Annotated in this window: 15 protein-coding genes; 8 read left to right on the forward strand and 7 right to left on the reverse strand. The window is 67.4% G+C overall.

The genetic code is table 11. The annotated features are described in order from the left end of the window. Positions 1 to 7: 7 nt before the first annotated feature. Complete coding sequence (locus FBY20_RS15195) at positions 8 to 1399, reverse strand: phosphomannomutase/phosphoglucomutase (protein WP_142053174.1); 1392 nt, start codon at positions 1397 to 1399, stop codon at positions 8 to 10. A 315-nt stretch (positions 1400 to 1714) separates the two neighbouring features. On the opposite strand from FBY20_RS15195, the gene FBY20_RS15200 reads away from it, so the two are divergent. From FBY20_RS15200 to FBY20_RS15220, 5 genes are all read left to right on the forward strand, one after another. Further along, positions 1715 to 2347, forward strand: coding sequence for a BPTD_3102 family carboxylase-like protein (locus FBY20_RS15200; RefSeq protein ID WP_081100967.1), 633 nt, complete (start codon positions 1715 to 1717; stop codon positions 2345 to 2347). 112 nt (positions 2348 to 2459) lie between these two features. Continuing rightward, positions 2460 to 3875 carry an FAD-binding oxidoreductase gene (locus FBY20_RS15205; RefSeq protein ID WP_142053176.1) on the forward strand — a complete coding sequence of 472 codons (1416 nt, stop codon included), beginning with the start codon at positions 2460 to 2462 and terminating at the stop codon, positions 3873 to 3875. 20 nt (positions 3876 to 3895) lie between these two features. Continuing rightward, positions 3896 to 4609, forward strand: coding sequence for a response regulator transcription factor (locus tag FBY20_RS15210; RefSeq protein ID WP_142053178.1), 714 nt, complete (start codon positions 3896 to 3898; stop codon positions 4607 to 4609). Then, positions 4606 to 5946: a HAMP domain-containing sensor histidine kinase gene (locus FBY20_RS15215; RefSeq protein ID WP_142053180.1), complete on the forward strand. Its 1341-nt coding sequence runs from the start codon at positions 4606 to 4608 to the stop codon at positions 5944 to 5946. The genes FBY20_RS15210 and FBY20_RS15215 overlap by 4 nt, the downstream gene beginning before the upstream one ends. 62 nt (positions 5947 to 6008) lie before the next feature. After that, complete coding sequence (locus FBY20_RS15220) at positions 6009 to 6755, forward strand: phosphatase PAP2 family protein (RefSeq protein WP_082586359.1); 747 nt, start codon at positions 6009 to 6011, stop codon at positions 6753 to 6755. Here FBY20_RS15220 and FBY20_RS15225 read toward each other — a convergent pair. The 5 genes from FBY20_RS15225 to FBY20_RS15245 all read right to left on the reverse strand — a co-directional run bounded on the left by FBY20_RS15225 (position 6748) and on the right by FBY20_RS15245 (position 11388). Beyond that, positions 6748 to 8031: a TRAP transporter large permease gene (locus tag FBY20_RS15225; protein WP_056325325.1), complete on the reverse strand. Its 1284-nt coding sequence runs from the start codon at positions 8029 to 8031 to the stop codon at positions 6748 to 6750. The genes FBY20_RS15220 and FBY20_RS15225 overlap by 8 nt on opposite strands. Next, a complete protein-coding gene (locus tag FBY20_RS15230) occupies positions 8022 to 8585 on the reverse strand; it encodes a TRAP transporter small permease (protein WP_082586360.1) in 564 nt (187 codons plus the stop codon). Before FBY20_RS15230 ends, FBY20_RS15225 begins: the two co-directional genes overlap by 10 nt. 7 nt (positions 8586 to 8592) lie before the next feature. After that, on the reverse strand, positions 8593 to 9570 hold the full coding sequence (locus FBY20_RS15235; RefSeq protein ID WP_142053182.1) for a TRAP transporter substrate-binding protein: 978 nt from the start codon (positions 9568 to 9570) through the stop codon (positions 8593 to 8595). A 112-nt stretch (positions 9571 to 9682) separates the two neighbouring features. Next, positions 9683 to 10561: an SMP-30/gluconolactonase/LRE family protein gene (locus tag FBY20_RS15240; RefSeq protein WP_142053184.1), complete on the reverse strand. Its 879-nt coding sequence runs from the start codon at positions 10559 to 10561 to the stop codon at positions 9683 to 9685. 8 nt (positions 10562 to 10569) lie between these two features. Then, the gene (locus tag FBY20_RS15245; RefSeq protein ID WP_082586361.1) at positions 10570 to 11388 is read right to left on the reverse strand and encodes an NAD(P)-dependent oxidoreductase; all 819 of its coding nucleotides are present in this window, start codon (positions 11386 to 11388) and stop codon (positions 10570 to 10572) included. Between the two features lie 149 nt (positions 11389 to 11537). Between FBY20_RS15245 and FBY20_RS15250 the strand changes: the two genes are divergently transcribed. The 3 genes from FBY20_RS15250 to FBY20_RS15260 all read left to right on the forward strand — a co-directional run bounded on the left by FBY20_RS15250 (position 11538) and on the right by FBY20_RS15260 (position 15519). Continuing rightward, the gene (locus FBY20_RS15250) at positions 11538 to 12266 is read left to right on the forward strand and encodes a FadR/GntR family transcriptional regulator (RefSeq protein WP_056325338.1); all 729 of its coding nucleotides are present in this window, start codon (positions 11538 to 11540) and stop codon (positions 12264 to 12266) included. Between the two features lie 202 nt (positions 12267 to 12468). Next, the gene (locus tag FBY20_RS15255; protein WP_056325340.1) at positions 12469 to 14364 is read left to right on the forward strand and encodes an LTA synthase family protein; all 1896 of its coding nucleotides are present in this window, start codon (positions 12469 to 12471) and stop codon (positions 14362 to 14364) included. A 150-nt stretch (positions 14365 to 14514) separates the two neighbouring features. Further along, positions 14515 to 15519 carry an acyltransferase gene (locus FBY20_RS15260; RefSeq protein WP_142055970.1) on the forward strand — a complete coding sequence of 335 codons (1005 nt, stop codon included), beginning with the start codon at positions 14515 to 14517 and terminating at the stop codon, positions 15517 to 15519. Between the two features lie 22 nt (positions 15520 to 15541). Here the strand turns inward: FBY20_RS15260 and fahA are convergent, their stop codons facing one another. Further along, complete coding sequence (fahA, locus tag FBY20_RS15265; RefSeq protein WP_142053186.1) at positions 15542 to 16858, reverse strand: fumarylacetoacetase; 1317 nt, start codon at positions 16856 to 16858, stop codon at positions 15542 to 15544. Between the last annotated feature and the right edge of the window lie 38 nt (positions 16859 to 16896).

Raw genomic sequence — 16896 nt, forward strand, 5'->3', positions numbered from 1 at the left:
GAGCGGATCAGAAAGGCAGTGTGGCGTTCGGGGCGAGCTTGCCCAGTTCGCGGCGGAAGTCGGCCTGGATGCGCGCGAGGGCCGCTTCGCTTTGCGCCTCGAACCGCAGCACGACGACCGGCGTGGTGTTGGACGGCCGCGCCAGACCGAAGCCGTCGGCGTACTCGGCACGCACGCCGTCGATCGTGATCACGCGCTTGGCGTCGGGAAACTGGCCTTGCTCCTGCAAGGACTTGACCAGCGTGAACGGCTGGCCTTCTTCCATTTCCAGCTTGAGCTCCGGCGTGGACACGTCTTGCGGCAGGGCCTCCAGCGGGGCGCAGGCGTCGGCTGCGCGCGACACGATTTCCAGCAGGCGGGCGCCGGTGTACAGACCGTCGTCAAACCCGTACCAACGTTCCTTGAAGAAGATGTGGCCGCTCATTTCGCCGGCCAGCGGCGCGCCGGTTTCGGCCAGCTTGGCCTTGACCAGCGAATGGCCCGTCTTCCACATCAGCGCGGCGCCGCCGGCGGCCTCGACCGACAGGCCCACGTGGCGGCTGCACTTGACGTCATAGATGATGGTCGCGCCGGGATTGCGTTCGAGCACGTCGCGGGCAAAGAGGACGAGCTGGCGGTCGGGCCAGATGATCTGGCCGGATTTGGTGACCACGCCCAGGCGGTCGCCGTCGCCGTCGAAGGCCAGGCCAAGTTCGCAATCGGTCTCGGCGACGTGCTTGATCAGGTCCTGCAGGTTCTTGGGTTCGGCCGGATCGGGGTGATGGTTGGGAAAGTTGCCGTCCACGTCGCAGAACAGTTCGTCGACCTCGCAGCCCAGCGCGCGAAAGAGCTGCGGCGCCACTGCGCCGGCCACGCCGTTGCCGCAATCGATGGCGATCTTCATGGGACGCGCCAGTTTGACGCCCGAAGCCACGCGCGCGATGTAGGTCTGCGCCAGATCGAGCTGGCGGCGCGTGCCGGGTTCGGGGGCGGGGGCCAGGGCTTGCCCGTTCATGGTCTGCGCCAGCTGCTGGACGTCGTCGCCAAACAGCGCGCGGCCGCCCATCATCATCTTGAATCCGTTGTACTTGGGGGGATTGTGGCTGCCGGTAATGGCCACGCCCGATCCGGTCTGCATGATGTTCGCGGCAAAGTAGACGAGCGGCGTGGGCACCATGCCAATGTCCAGCGTATCGACGCCGCCTTCCAGCATGCCTTCCTGCAGGGCCAGCGACAGCATGTCGCTGCTGAGGCGGCCGTCGCGCCCGACCACCAGCGTCTGCACGCCCTGCTCGCGGGCGCGGGCGGCAAGCGCCACGCCGAGCGAACGGGCAAAGGTTGCGTCGATCAGGTCCGGCACGGTGCCGCGAATGTCATATGCCTTGAAAACAGAGGCCGGAAATTGTGTATTGTTGCCCACGACGGTTCCTTGTTGAGGGGGACAGCGCGGCGGCTGCCGGGTAATGGTAAACCCGTACATCCAAGCCGCTATGGCAGGGGTCAAAGTTGGATTATCCCCCATCGGCGCGGGGGGCTTCATCCTTCGGGCGGAGTAGGGCATTTACCCGGTGCCGCCTGCCCCGCCGTGGTGCGGCGCCCGGCGCGCCGCCGCCTGTTTGCGGTGCATGGCGGCGGGCGCAAAGGCCGGCTCCCGGGCTGCCGCGCATGGCACAAAAGTTGCTCGTCATCCGAAGGTGATACGCTTGCCGGGCAAGCAGAAAGACCAGGAGGGGCCATGGGCGCCAAAGTATCCACAGTCATGTCATCGGGCGGCGCCACAAGCAGGCGGGGACCGCCCACGGACTTTGCCGGCCCGGCCGCGGGCCGCGAGCGCCGGCTTGATATCCACGTGTCTGCCGCCGCGACAGGCGAATTGGCCACCGGCCGTGCCTGGGAACGCAGCGTCTGGCGCGACGCGCGCGTCCTCATTGCGGAGTGCCCCGCGCCGCATCTGGCGGCTTCGATCGAAAGCGCGTTGCGCACGGTGGCCGCCAGCGTGGCGCGCGACCGCGGCTGGCAGGCCGCCGGCACCGTGTCGTTTTCGCTGGACGACCGCAGCGGCGTCTTCCGCGTCATCGACGCGCAGACGCAGGCCCGCGGGCACGACATGCCGCTTGCCGAACACGATCCCATTGCGCCGCACGTGCTGGAAATGCGCATCGACGGCTGCGGCGACCGCCGCCTGCCGTGCACCCATTTGATGGTCTGCGGCGCCACCCGCGGCGAGGTCCTGCGCCGCGCCTATCGCGCCCTGTCCGAACTGCCCGGCCCCGCCGGCGTGGACCGCGCCTTCCTGATGGAGCGCATTGCCTCCCGCGCCTTCTGCTCGGGCATGACGGGCACCCGGCTGGATCAGGCGGTCGGCTGACTGGTCCGCCAAGCGGGGCTTCGGCGGGCGCCGTCCAGCCCCTACAATAGTCCGCACATCCGATGAACTGCGCCCGGCCCCAGCGGCCGGGCCGACTTCAAGTGCGGCATCCATGACATTGCTGAGCGATCTACAGGCCCTCCTGGGCGACTCCCACGTGCTGACGGGCGCGGACGCGGATTCCTATGTGCTGGATTGGCGCCGCCGCTATCGCGGCGCGGCGCTGGCGGTGATCCGCCCCGGCTCCACCGCCGAAGTGGCGGCCGCCATCAAGCTGTGCGCCCAGCATGGCGTGCCGGTGGTGCCGCAAGGCGGCAACACGGGCCTGTGCGGCGGCGCCACGCCGGACGATTCCGGCACCGCGATCGTCCTGTCCACCGCCCGGCTCACCGCCGTGCGCGCGCTGGACACCGACAACGACACCATCACCGTGGAGGCCGGGTGCATCCTGCAGGCCGTGCAAGAGGCGGCGGCGGCCGCGAACCGCCTGTTCCCGCTGAGCCTGGCGGCCGAAGGCAGCTGCACCATCGGCGGCAACCTGGCCACCAACGCCGGCGGCACGCAGGTGCTGCGCTATGGCAACACGCGCGACCTCACGCTGGGCTTGGAGGTCGTGACCGCCGAAGGCGAGATCTGGGACGGCCTGCGCGGCCTGCGCAAGGACAACACCGGCTACGACCTTCGCGACCTGTACATCGGCAGCGAAGGCACGCTGGGCATCATCACCGCCGCCACCCTTAAGCTGTACCCGCGCCCGGTGGCTTCCTGCACGGCGCTGCTGACGCTGGACAGCATCGATAACGCCGTGGAAGTCCTGTCGCGCGCCCGCGCGGGGTTCGGCGCCTCGCTGACCGGTTTCGAACTCATGAGCGGCGCCTGCCTGCAAGGCGTGGTGCGCCTTTTTCCGCAGCAGCGCCTGCCCTTCGAAGGCGAATCGGCGGCCTCGCCGTGGTTCGCCCTGCTGGAGCTGTCCGACAGCGAGAGCGAAACCCACGCCCGCGAGCGTTTCGAGGCCGTGCTGGGCGAGGCCATCGAGGCGGGCCTGGTGAACGACGCCGCCATCGCCGCGAACGTCTCGCAGAGCAAGGCGCTGTGGCACCTGCGCGAAAGCATCCCGCTGGCCGAAGCGGAGCTGGGCAAGTCGGTCAAGCATGACGTCTCTATTCCCATCTCGTCCATCGCCGGATTCGTGCACAAGACCAACGCCTTGCTGCAGGCGCGCTTTCCGGGCGTGCGCCATGTGATCTTCGGCCATCTGGGCGACGGCAACCTGCACTACAACGTGGCGCATGCGCCGGGCCAGAGCGAAGCCGAGCTGCTGGCGTTGCAGGGCGAGATCTACGGCGTGGTGCATGACAGCGTGCACGCGCACAACGGCTCCATCAGCGCCGAACACGGCGTGGGCCAGCTCAAGCGTGACGAGCTGCCGCGCTACAAGAATCCCGTGGAGCTCGCGCTGATGCGCCGGATCAAGCGCGCGCTGGATCCGCAGGGGCTCATGAACCCCGGCAAGGTGCTTTCCACGTAACGCGGCCAGGATCGCAGAACATGGCAACCCCTCCCGCAGCGGGCGCGAATCACCGGGTGCTGATCGTCGAGGACGACCACATCATCGCCGGTAACCTGTACAGCTTCCTGGAGGCGCGCGGCTTTCTTCCCGACGTGGCCTACAGCGGACCCGCCGCCTTGCAGCAGTTGCAGGCGCAACGCTTTGACGCCGTGCTGCTGGACATCGGCCTGCCCGGCATGGACGGCAACGCCGTGCTGCATGCCATGCGCACGGAACGGCGGCTGGCCGTGCCGGTGCTGATGCTGACCGCGCGCGACAGTCTCGAAGACAAGCTGGCGGGATTTTCGCACGGCGCCGACGACTACCTGACCAAGCCGTTCGCGCTGCTCGAGGTCGAGGCCCGGCTGCTGGCGCTGATCCAGCGCGCCAAAGGGTCGACGGTGGACGCCGAGCGCACGTTCGGCCCGCTTCAGTTCGACGCGCGCAGCCGTGTCGTGTCGGTCAGCGGCGTGCCGGTCCATCTGACCCGCAAGGCAAGTCTCATCATCGAAGTGCTGCTGCGCGATCCGGGCCGCGTGGTCACGCGCGAGGAACTCGAATCCGTGTTGTGGGGCAACGAGCCGCCCTCGTCCGATGCGCTGCGCAGCCAGGTGCACCTCTTGCGCCGCGCGCTGGCCGACGCGGGCTTTGACGGCATCGAGACCGTGCACGGCACCGGCTGGCGCCTGGCGTTGCCCGGCGCCGCATCATGAGCCGCGCCGCCTCCGGCACCTTGACCCAGCGCGTCGTCTGGGCGCTGACGGGCGCGGTGGCGCTGTTTGTCACGGCGCTTGCGCTGCTGGCCTACCTGACGTTCGACCAGATGGAGGACGATCTGGTCAACGACATCCTCAACACCGAAATGGATCGCCTGGTCCAGCATGCGCGCAGCAGCGACGAATTCCTGCCGCGCCGGGGCGCGCGCGAGCTGGGCGGATCCATGCGCGCGTGGCTCAGCGTGGACGGCCAGCCGCCCGTCGGCATGCCGCCCGAACTGCTCTCGCTGGAAAACGGGCTGCACCTCATCGAACCGGGCGCGTACACGTGGCACGTGATGGTGGCCGAAACCGACCGCGGCAAGGTGTATCTGCTGTACGACGCCACCGACAACGAAGAGCGGGTGCACGACTTCGGCCTGATCGTGCTGGGCGTGGGCGCGCTGTGCGTGGTGTTGGCCTACGCGCTGTCACGCCGCGTGGCGGCAGTGGCGGTCGGGCCGCTGCTGGACCTGACGGACCGGCTGTCGACCTGGGCGCCCGGGTCGCCCGACATGGCGGTCACGCGCGACGACGAGGCCGGGCGGCTCATCGAAGCCTTCAACCGCGTGCAGGGCCAAGTCGACCGGTCGATCGCCCGCGAACGTGAGTTCGCCGGCAATCTCAGCCACGAAGTCCGTACGCCGCTGGCGGCGATCCGGTCCGACAGCGAACTCATGCTGCTGACGCAGGCGCTGACGCCGGACCAGCAGCAGCGCCTGACGCGCGTGGTCGACAACGTGGACCACGTGATCGTCAGCCTGGAAAGCGCGCGCGCGATGGCGCGCGACCAGTTGCGCGAGCCGGAGCCCGTCGACATTGCCGCCTGCATGGAAGACGCCTGGCGCGGCTACGCCGCCCAAGCCGCGCTGGCAGACCTGCGCTTCGATAACCAGATTCCGGCCAGCCAGGTGCTGTCGCTGGACCGCTACGCCCTGCTGACCGTCCTGCGCAATCTCGTGCGCAACGCCATCGAGCACGCCGCGCCGGCCACGCTGACCGCGTCGCTGGATGCGCAGGGCGGGCTGGAACTGCGCGACGACGGCAAGGGCATCGCCGCCAGCGACCTGCCGTTCCTGTTCCGCCGGTATTTCAGCGGCCGCATGCGCGATTCGGGCGAGTCGGGCAGCGACGAGGCGGCGCGCGGGTTGGGACTGGCGATCGCCAAGCGCGTATGCGACATGCAGGGCTGGTCGCTCACGGTCGAGTCCTCGCAAGAGGGGCCTGCGCGCGGCACCCGCTTCCTGTTGCGATTCCGGCAGGCCGAGACGGCAGCGCCTACCACGCGAATTTGACGAATTTTCGACTGTCGGCCCCGTAAAGTGCGCAGGCCCGAACCGTCCGGAAAATCCCGATCATGCCGTCCCCATTACTGCCGGCGCCGCACGCGCCGACGAGAGCCTTTTACCTGCTCACCCATGTCGGGGCCGTGACACTGCTGCTTGCCTGCTTGGCGTGGTGGGCCAAGGAGTCGGGGCTGGACATGTACATCGCGCGTGCGCTCTTTGATCCGGTAATCGACGATTTTCCGCTGCACGGAAGCCGGTGGCTGGAGTTGCTGGGCCACCGCATCGTGCTCGCCCTGCCGATCGGCGTGGGCCTGGCCGCGGCCGGCATCGCGGCCGCCAGCTACCGCATCCCGGCATGGCGCCGCTGGCGCGGCGCGGCGATCGCCGTGGCGGCATCGTGCCTGACCGGGCAAGTGCTCATCAACCAGCTCAAGCATCACACGACGCTGCCGCGTCCCTACGATCTGGAGACGCTGGGCGGCTACACGCCGTATCCGGTGCACTGGTGGACCTGGGCGCGTGCGCGCGCCGGCGGCGCCTTGCCCAGCGGCCATGCCGGCGCGGGCTATGCGCTGCTCAGCCTGTACTTCGCGGGATGGGCGCTGGGCCGGCCTGCGTGGCGCTGGAGCGGGCTGGCGATCGGGGTGGCGGCGGGCGTGGGCTTTTCCGTCGTGCGCATCCTGCAGGGCGCGCACTTTCTCAGCCAGACGCTGTGGTCCGCCGCCCTGATGTGGCTGCTGGCCGCCATCTTCTTCTATCCGGTGATCGTGGGACGGACCGCGCACGGCCCGTCCCGCGCGCCGCGCGTCAGTTGAGCAGCACGCCCGGCAGCCACAGCGAGAACGCCGGCACGTAGGTCACCAGCGCCAGCGCGGCCAGCAGCGCGCCGTAGAACGGCCAGATGGTGCGCATCACTGTTCCCACCGATACCCCGCCGATGGCGCATCCCACGAACTGCGTGGTGCCCACCGGCGGCGTGTTCAGCCCCAGCGCGCAGTTCAGCAGCAGCACCATGCCGAACTGCACGGGCCCCATGCCGTACTGCATGCAGATCGGCAGGAAGATCGGTGTGCAGATCAGGATGGTGGCGGCCATGTCCAGGAACGTGCCCAGCACGAACAGGATGATGTTGACCATCAGGAAGATGGCCCACGGCTCCGTCGAAATCGACGCCATCAGCTGCCCGGTCTTTTCGGCCACGCCATAGAAGCTGATCAGGTAGCCGAACGTGGCGGAGATGCCGATCAGCAGCAGCACCACGCCCGTGGTCTTTACCGCCTTGCTGGCCGCGCGGACGAACTGGTCCCAGGTCAGCGAGCGGTAGACGAAGATCGTCAGCGCCAGCGCATACAGCACCGCCACCGCTGCGGATTCCGTCGCGGTGAAGACGCCGCTCAGGATGCCCGCGATGATCAGCACCACCACGAACAACCCCGGCGCCGCGGCCACCAGCGAGCGGAACACGATGTGCCAGCCCGGGAAGGTGCCTGCCGGGTAGCCCCGGCTGCGCGCCACGAAGTAGGCGGCCGCAAGATTGCACGCGGTCAGGATCAGGGCGGGCACGACGCCTGCCGCGATCAGCGCCGCGATGGACACCTTGCCGCCCGCGGCCAGCGTGTAGATGATGATGTTGTGGCTGGTCGGCATCAGCGCGCCCACCAGCGCCGCGTGGGTCGTGACGTTTACCGCGTAGTCGGCGTGATAACCCTCGCGCTTCATCATCGGGATCATCACCGACCCCATCGCCGACACGTCCGCCACCGGCGATCCCGACACCCCGCCGAACAGCGTGCAGGCCACCACGTTGGACATGCCCAGGCCGCCGCGCACATGGCCCACCAGCGACTTGGCGAACGCCACGATGCGGTCGGCAATGCCGCCGTACAGCATCAGTTCGCCGGTGAAGATGAAGAAGGGGATGGCCAGGAACGAAAACGCGTTCATGCCCGAGGTCATCTGCTGGAAGGCCACTGCCAGCGGCAGGTCTTCGTACATGATGGCCGTGATGGACGACAGCCCGATGGCGAAGGCCACCGGCACGCCGATCACGAGGAACCCCATGAAGGTGAAGGACAGCAGTGTCAGCGCCATGCCGGTACCACCTTCTGGTTGCGCAGGATCGCGATGATGTGCTCGACGGAAAAGAGCGCGATCAAGGTGCCCGACAGGGTTGCAGGAACGTACTTCCACGCGTTGGAGATGCCCAGGTTGGGAATCTTGTAGGCCGCGACAGACTCGGCCAGCACGCCGCAGTTCCAGGCCATCAGCACGCCGAACAGCAGGACGAGCAGATGGATGAAGATGCGCAAGCGCCGTTGCCCGGCGGCGGGCAGGGCGTCGAGCAGGGACTCGAAGCCGATATGCCCGGCGTCGCGCACGCCAACCGCCGCGCCCAGCATGGTGACGTACAGCACCAGCAGGAGCGCCAGGCTTTCCGCCCAGGTCGGCGTGCTGTTCAGCACGTGGCGGCCGAAGATCTGCAGCGAGACGGCGACAATCAGGCAGATCAGCCCGAATACGCTCGTCCACATGCAGATCCGCGCCAATCGGGCGCAGGCGCGGGAGTAGGCATCCAGCGGGGCAGCCAGGGCTTCTTCCCGGCCCCCCGCGGCGACATCTGGTTCATTCGTGGGTGTGGCCAACATGATGTCCTCACTGCACGGCCTGGATCTTGGCGACCAGGTCCTTCATTTCAGGCGTGGTGACGAAGCGTTCGTAAACCGGCTTCATCGCGCCCTGGAACGAGGGTTTGTCGACCTGCGAGATCTGCGAGCCCGCCTTCTCGACCACCGCGCGCGACTTCTGCTCGCGCTCGTCCCACAGCTTGCGCATGTAGGGCACCGATTCGCGCGCCGCTTCGCGCAGGATCTTCTGGTCGTCGGGCGGCAGCTTGTCCCACTGGCGCTTGGAAAAGATCAGGATCTCGGGCGTCATCGTGTGCTCGGTCAGCGAATAGAACTTGGCGACCTCGTAGTGATGCGCGCTTTCGTAGCTGGGGAAGTTGTTCTCGGCCGCATCCACCAGCCCGGTCTTGAGCGATGTGTACACCTCGCCCATCGGCATCGGCGTGGCGTTGCCGCCCATCGCCTCGACCATTGCCACGGACAGGTCCGACTGCTGCACGCGGATCTTCAGGCCCTTGGCGTCGGCCAGGGTCCTGATCGGTTTCTTGGTCGTGTACATCGAGCGCGAACCGCTGTCGTACCAGGCCAGGCCCACGAAGCCGGCTCCCTCGCACGAGCGCAGGATCTGATCGCCGATCTCGCTGTCCAGCACCTTGTGCAGATGCTCCTTGGAACGGAACAGGAACGGCAGCGACGGCACGCGGGTGGTCTGGCAGATGTTGTGCATCGCCGCGCTCGACACGCGGGCCATGGCCAGCGCGCCCAGTTTCACCTGTTCGATCGAATCGTCTTCGTTGCCAAGCGCGCCGCCAGAGAACACCTTCACGGTGATGCGGCCGTTGGTCCGTTGCTTGACCAGATCGCCGAAGTGGCGCACGGCCTGCACAGTGGGGTAGTCGTCGGGATGGATGTCCGCGGAGCGCAGCTCGGCGGCGTGAGTGGCGGGAATCAGCGTCAGCAAGGCGGCCGCGGCCAGAACGGCGCGGCTCAGGTGAGGGTGCAGCATGTCTACCTCCGGATGGGGTACGGCGTTTCGTTGAGGGCCGGGACGGCCCCGAAGCTCTTTGATATGCACTGACCTGCTCGGGGTGGGCGCAAAGGGGCGCGCCCGTCGGGTGCTAACCGGCGCTGGCGGTTTCCTCCAGGCCCTGCACGCCGGGGTGCAGGGCGAACACGGCGCCGTCCAGCGCGCCGGGCGCGGCATTGCCCGGGCGGATCGACGTCACGAAAAGCGTGTCCATGCGGGAGCCGCCGAAGGCGCACATGGCGACCTTGGCGGCGGGCACGTCCAGGGTGCGGTCCAGCCGGCCGTCGGGGGTGTAGCGATACACCTTGCCGGCGTCGTTGCCGCAAATCCAGTAGCAGCCCGCCGCGTCCACCGCGGCGCCGTCGGGACGGCCGGTGGGCAGGGCGTCAATGAAGACGCGGCGGTTGGACGGCACACCCGTCTCGGTGTCGTAGTCGAACGCCCACACGGTGGCGCGCGACGGGTGCGAATCGGACAGGTACATCGTCCGGCCCTGCGGGCTGAACGCCAGTCCATTGGGCACGATCAGGCCGTCGAGCAGGACGGTCACGCCGCGCGCTTCATGGCGGTACAGCGCGCCGGCGGGCGAGGCCAGGGCCATGTCCATCACCATGGTGCCCGCCAGAAACCGGCCTTGCCGGTCGCAGCGGCCGTCGTTGAACCGCATGCCGGGCGCGGCATGGGCAACGGATGCGAGCGGGCGCACAGCGCAGGCCTGGCCTTCACGCAATGCGTCGCAAGCATAGAAGCCATCTTCCATCGCCAGCAGCCAGCCGTCTTCCCGCATGGCGATGCTGCCCGCCATCTGCGGCAGCGCCCACTGCGCGAACGCGCCGGTTTCCGGCGTCCAGCGCCAAAGGGTCTTGCCGGGAATGTCGGTCCAGTAGAACGCCTGGTCGGCCCGGCGCCAGATTGGGCTTTCTCCGACGCCGCACAACACAGTTCCCAGACGTTCGGCGGTGGTGGACATGGGAGGCTTCAGGCGTTCGGGAAAGGGAAGGGGCCGGCCTTGACGAAGGCGCCGCCCTGATACCGCGCGGCGGGGTCGTCCGCGGCCAGCGCGGGCTGCGCTTCGACCTTTGCGCGGAATGGTTCCGATGAATCCTTGGGCGCAAAGCCCAGCACCGCCGCGCCGCTGTTGTCCCACCAGCTGTCGCGGTTGGCCGATGCGCCATACACAATGAGGTGGCCGACGTCCGGCGTGAACAGGGCGCGGACGACGAGGTCGGTCAGGTCGTCATGGCTGAGCCAGGTGACCAGCATGCGCCGGTCCTTGGGTTCGGGAAACGACGAACCGATGCGCAGGCACACGGTCTGGATGCCGTAGCGGTCGAAATAGAAGCGGGAGAGGTTTTCGCCGTAGGCCTTGCTCAGGCCGTAATAGCCGTCGGGCCGCAGGGGTACGCCCGCGTCCAGCGTCTGGCCCTGCTCGTAGAAGCCGATGACGTGGTTGGAACTGGCGAACACCACGCGCTGCACGCCATGCAGGCGGGCGGCTTCGTAGACGTTGTAGACGCCCTGGATGTTGGCGGGAAGGATTTCCTCGAACGGGCGTTCCACCGAGACGCCGCCCAGATGCACGATGGCGTCCACGCCGCGCACCAGTTCCGACACGGCGGCGGCGTCGGCCAGGTTGCAGGGAACGACTTCCTCGCCCGTCTGCGCGGGCGCCATGGCGGCCACGTCCGACACGCGCAGGATGTCCGCATGGGCTTTCAATCGGGGACGCAGTACCAGGCCCAGGTTGCCGGCGGCGCCGGTCAATAACAAACGATGACACCGGGAAGATGCAGGCATGTTGTTGACAGCTCGGCTCATGACGCAACGCTCTGTGATGGCGCGGTGGAGTGGACTTGTCTGGTACGTTATCGTACAACTGTCGCGAAGTATAATGATCGCCATTTTCCAGCGTCAAGCGCTGCGCAACCGTCTTCGGATAATCCCTGATGAACGCTCCTGTCGATACCCCTGTCCTGCCGCAGCGTCGTCCCCGCAACCTGGCGCAAGGCCTGGTCGAGAACATTTCCGAACGCATCCGCAGCGGTGAAATCCGTCCCGGCGACAAGCTTCCCACCGAATCGGCCATCATGCGTCAGTTCGGCGTCAGCCGCACAGTCGTGCGCGAGGCGCTGTCGCGGTTGCAGGCCTCGGGCCTTGTTGAAACGCATCACGGCGTCGGCACGTATGCGCTGGAACCCAGCGGGGGCGGCGATTTCCGCGTGGACCCGGCCGACATCGCCACCGTGCGCGATGTGCTGGTCCTGCTGGAACTGCGTATCTGCCTGGAAAGCGAGGCCGCGGGCCTGGCGGCCATCCGCCGTAGCGAAGACCAGTTGCAGGCGATGCGGCGGGCGCTCGATGCCTTCAAGCTGGCGCTGGACAGCGGCGGCGACACCATCACGCCGGATTTCCAGTTCCATCTGCTGGTGGCCCAGTCCACCGACAATCGCTACTTCGCGGACCTCATGGCGCATCTGGGGTCCGCCATCATTCCCCGCACCCGCATCAACTCGGCAAAGTTTGCCCACGAAGACCGTGCGGCGTATCTGGCGCGCGTGAACCTCGAGCACGAAGACATCTACAGCGCGATCACACGGCAGGACCCCGAGGCCGCGCGCGCGGCCATGCGCACGCACCTGAGCAACAGCCGCGAGCGCCTGCGCCGGGCGCAGTAGTGCGCTCGTGGCCTTGCTTGCTGCAAGTGTGATGTCGTACAACGTTTGAACAGCACGGGCCGCCGTCTATGAATCCAAAGCCGCGTTACTCTTGGCGCGGTTATTTTTTTGATCATCGAAACGGCATGGTTTTGCGCGGCACACACGGCAGTACGCATTCTTCATGGGGGCAGGCATTGCTCCACGCGCGCGAGGGGCTGGCATGCGTCGCCTGACTCTTCGATTCATCATTGCCATCCTGGCGCTCCTGACGCTGTCGCGCTTGGGGCTGGCCTTCTGGATGTGGGACCGCGTCGAAGCGGCCGGAGGCCTCGGCCCGCTCCTTTTTGGCGGACTGCGCATCGACGTGTGCCTCTTGTCGATGGTGATCGCGCTGCCGGCGGTGTTTTCGCCGTGGTTCGGTCACCGGCCGCTTGCCGTGCGCATCACCGCCTGGTGGTTCCGCGTCTGGTGGATGCTGTATGTGCTGCTGGAGGTTTCGACCCCGCAGTTCATCGCCGAATACGACACGCGGCCCAATCGCCTGTACTTCATCTACCTGCTCAATCCGAAGGAAGTGGGCTCGATGCTGTGGCAGGGCTACAAGGGCGTGCTGCTTGCCGCGTTCGTGGTGCTGGTCCTTGCGGCGTGGCTGGCGGTCAAGTTCTTCCCGACGCGCTCGCGCGATTCCTTCATGGCGTGGTGGAAGCGGCCCATCGCGTCCTTCGTGATCCTGGCGCTGGTGTTCCTGGGCGCGCGCGGTACGCTGGAACACCGCCCCATCAATCCGGCCAAGGTGGCGTTCAGCTCGGACGCCATGGTGAACGCGCTGGCGCTCAATTCGTTGTACAGCGTGTTCGATGCGGCGTACCGCATGCGGGACGAGCGCTCGTCGGCCGCGATGTATCCCAAGATGGCCGTGGACGAGATGAACGCCATCGTGCGCGAGAAGGCCGGCATGACCGGCGCGCCCATGGATCCCAAGCTGCCCAGCCTGCATGAACAGAAGGCGACCGTGCGGCGGGACAAGCCGCTGAACGTGGTGATCATCCTGCAGGAAAGCCTGGGCGCGCAGTACGTCGGCAGCCTGGGCGGGCGCGACCTCACCCCGAACATCGACCGCTTGGGCAAGGAAGGCTGGATGTTCCACCGCGCCTACGCCACCGGCACGCGCTCGGTGCGTGGCATCGAAGCCGTGACGGCGGGCTTTTTGCCCAGCGTCGCCGATGCCGTGGTCAAGCTGCCGCGTTCGCAGACGGGCTTTTTCACGCTGGCGCAGTTGCTGGGCAAGCATGGCTATCACTCGCGCTTCGTGTACGGCGGCGAGTCCCACTTCGACAACATGCGCGCCTTCTTCCTGGGCAACGGCTTTGACGAGATCGTGGACCGGCCCAAGTTCGTCGACCCCGTATTCGAAGGATCGTGGGGCGCCTCTGACGAAGACATGTTCAATCAGGTCGACCGTCTGCTGCGCGCCGATGGCGACAAGCCGGTGTTCACGCTGGCGTTCTCGGTGACCAACCATTCGCCCTGGGAATATCCGTCCGGGCGCATCCAGCCCGTGGGCGATCCGGCCACGGTGGACAACACGGTGCGCTATGCGGACTGGGCGCTGGGCCAGTTCTTCGAGAAGGCGCGCAAGGCGCCGTATTGGGACAACACGGTTTTCCTCGTCATCGCCGACCACGATTCGCGCGTGTACGGGTCCATTCCCGTCCCGGTGCGGCACTTCCAGATTCCTGCGCTGATCCTGGGCGCGGGCATCGCGCCGCGGCAGGACGATCGCCTGGTCAGCCAGATCGACATGGCCCCGACGCTGCTGTCGCTGATCGGCCTGGACAACGTGAACCCCATGCTGGGCGTGGACCTGACGCAGCGCGATCCCGACCGCGCGATGATGCAGTACGCGGACAACTTCGGTTATCTGAAGGGCGATCAGCTGCTGGTGCTGGAGCCCGCCAAGGCGCCCCGGCAGTTCAGTTACAAGGCGGCGCCGGTTGGGCAGGATGAAACGTACGCGCCGGTCGAGCCGGCCGACCCGGCCTTGACCCAGGAGGCGCTGGCGCACGCGCTGTGGGCAAGCTGGGCGTACCGCGAAGAGAAGTACCGCCTGCCTTGATCCTACTCAAGCCTCATTCCGCGGGCCGATAGCACACTGGCGGCCATGACAACGCCGAACCCCTCCACGGGAGCCTCCCGCGCCGCATCCCCGGCGCTTTCGCACGCCCAACCCGCGGCGCCGCAATCGCGGCGCCGCCTGGCCATCCCCGTGCCGCGCGGCCGGCTGGCGTGGATAACCGGCGTGCTCAGCACCCTCTGGCTGGCCGTCAACACGCTGTTCTGGTGCCTGCTACTGTTCCCGGTCTCGCTGCTGAAGCTGGCGTTGCCGTTTGCCGCGGTCAGGCGGCGCATCGATCCCATTCTCAACGGCATCGCCACGGCGTGGGTATCGTGCAATACGGGCTGGTTCATGCGCATTCAGCCCCAAGCCTGGGATATCCAGGGCAATCAGGGCCTGCGCTACGCGGACTGGTATCTGGTCAATTGCAACCATCAGTCGTGGGTCGACATCTTTGTGCTGCAGTACGCGCTTAACCGGCGCATCCCGCTGCTCAAGTTCTTCCTCAAGCAGCAGCTCATCTACGTTCCGGTCATCGGACTGGCGTGGTGGGCGCTGGACTTTCCCTTCATGAAGCGGCACGGCAAGGCGGCCCTGCGCAAGAACCCGGATCTGGGGCGCCAGGACCAGGAAGCCGCGCGCCGCGCCTGCGCCAAGTTTTCGCTGGTGCCCACCAGCGTGATGGTATTTGCCGAAGGCACGCGTTTCAGCCCAGCCAAGCGCGCGGCGCAGGGTTCCCCGTACCGCCATCTGCTCAAGCCCAAGGCGGGCGGGCTGGCGGTGTCGTTGAATGCGATGGGCGCGCGGTTCCGCTCGATGATCGACGCGACCATCGCCTATCCGGACGGCGTGCCCAGCTTCTGGGATTTTGCCTGCGGACGCGCTGGCCAGGTGGTGGTGCGGATGCGGCAACTGCCGGTGCCGCCGGCCTTCTGCGAAGCCGATTACTCGCGCGACAAGGCGTTTCGCACCACGTTCCACCAATGGCTCGGCCAGCAGTGGCAGGCCAAGGACGACGAGATCGAGGCGCTTGTCGCGCGGCCAGGATCGCCTGCCGCAGGATCGCCTGCCGCAGGATCGCCTGCCGCCGGTGCGCCGGCCGCCGGACGGCCGGCCCCCGGATCGCCGGCCGCCCCAAACCCTTCCTCCGGCTAGCGGGTTTGCGGCTGGCGCAGCCTTAGACGCGCGCGGGCAGCACGACGCCCGAGCATTCCCCGAAGCCGATGCGCGGATAGCCGGCCTTCACGCATTCGGCGCGGATGATGATCTGGTCACCGTCCTGCAGGAACGTGCGCTTCTCGCCCCACGGCAGTTCGATCGGCGCCTTGCCGCCATTGCTCAATTCCAGCAGCGAACCTGCTTCCGCCGGGCGCGGTCCGGACAACGTGCCGGTGCCCAGCATGTCGCCCGGTTGCAGATTGCAGCCATTGACCGTGTGATGCGTGATGAGCTGCGCCACGTTCCAGTACGCATCGCGGAAGTTGCTGCTGGACAGCTGCACCGGCGGCGTGCTTGCGGCGCGGGATTGCTCGGTGGTCATCAGCACTTGCATCTGCACGTCATAGGCGCCCTTGGCGCGGTTGGCGTCCGACGACAAGTACGGCATCGGCTGGGGTTCGCCCGCGCCGCGGTTCCATTGCGTGCGGAACGGCTCCAGCGCTTCCATCGTGACGATCCACGGCGAGATCGTGGACGCGAAGTTCTTGGACAGGAAGGGGCCGAGCGGCTGGTATTCCCAAGCCTGGATGTCGCGCGCCGACCAGTCGTTCAGGATGCACAGGCCGAACACGTGCGAATCGGCATCGGCCAGTTCGATGCGTTCACCCTGGGCGTTGCCCGTGCCCACGAAAATCCCCAGCTCCAGTTCATAGTCCAGGCGCGCGCAGGGGCCGAACTGCGGCGTTTCGCCTTCGTTGGCGGGGCGGGTCTGGCCGACGGGACGCGGGAATTTCTGATTCACGCCGATGCTGGAGGCGCGGCCGTGATAGCCGATGGGCACCCACTTGTAGTTCGGCAGCAGGGGATTGTCGGGGCGGAACTGCTTGCCCACGGCGGTGGCGTGATGCACCGAGATGTAGAAGTCGGTGTAGTCGCCGATGCGGGCGGGCGTGGTGTATTCGGCGTCGGCCTGCGCGACCAGCAGCGGCTCCACGGTGGCGCGCAGGGCGGCGCCCTCGCGCAGCGCGCGCGACAGGGCCAGGCGAAGCGCGCTCCAGTGCGATTGGCCCAGGGCCATCAACGCATTCAGGCTGTCGGTGGCGCAGGCGGCCAGGGCTTCAGCGGCCAGGCCTTCGAACGGCTGCTTGCCGGCCAGCGCGGCCAGGTCCAGGATCTGGTCGCCGATGGCCACGCCGGGCCGGAAGGATTCTTGCGTGCCCTTGCGGCGGAAAGCGCCGTAGGGCAGGTTCTGCACGGGGAAATCCGACGTGTCCGAATTGGCGCTGGCGACCCAGCTCTTCAAGGACGGGTCGTGGGTTTCGTTGATGGTGGTCATGGCTGCGTGTCTCGGTCAGTGTGGTTATGGGAGCCGGC

Source organism: Achromobacter sp. SLBN-14 (assembly GCF_006715415.1).
In the GTDB taxonomy this organism is placed as follows: Bacteria; Pseudomonadota; Gammaproteobacteria; order Burkholderiales; family Burkholderiaceae_B; genus Achromobacter; species Achromobacter mucicolens.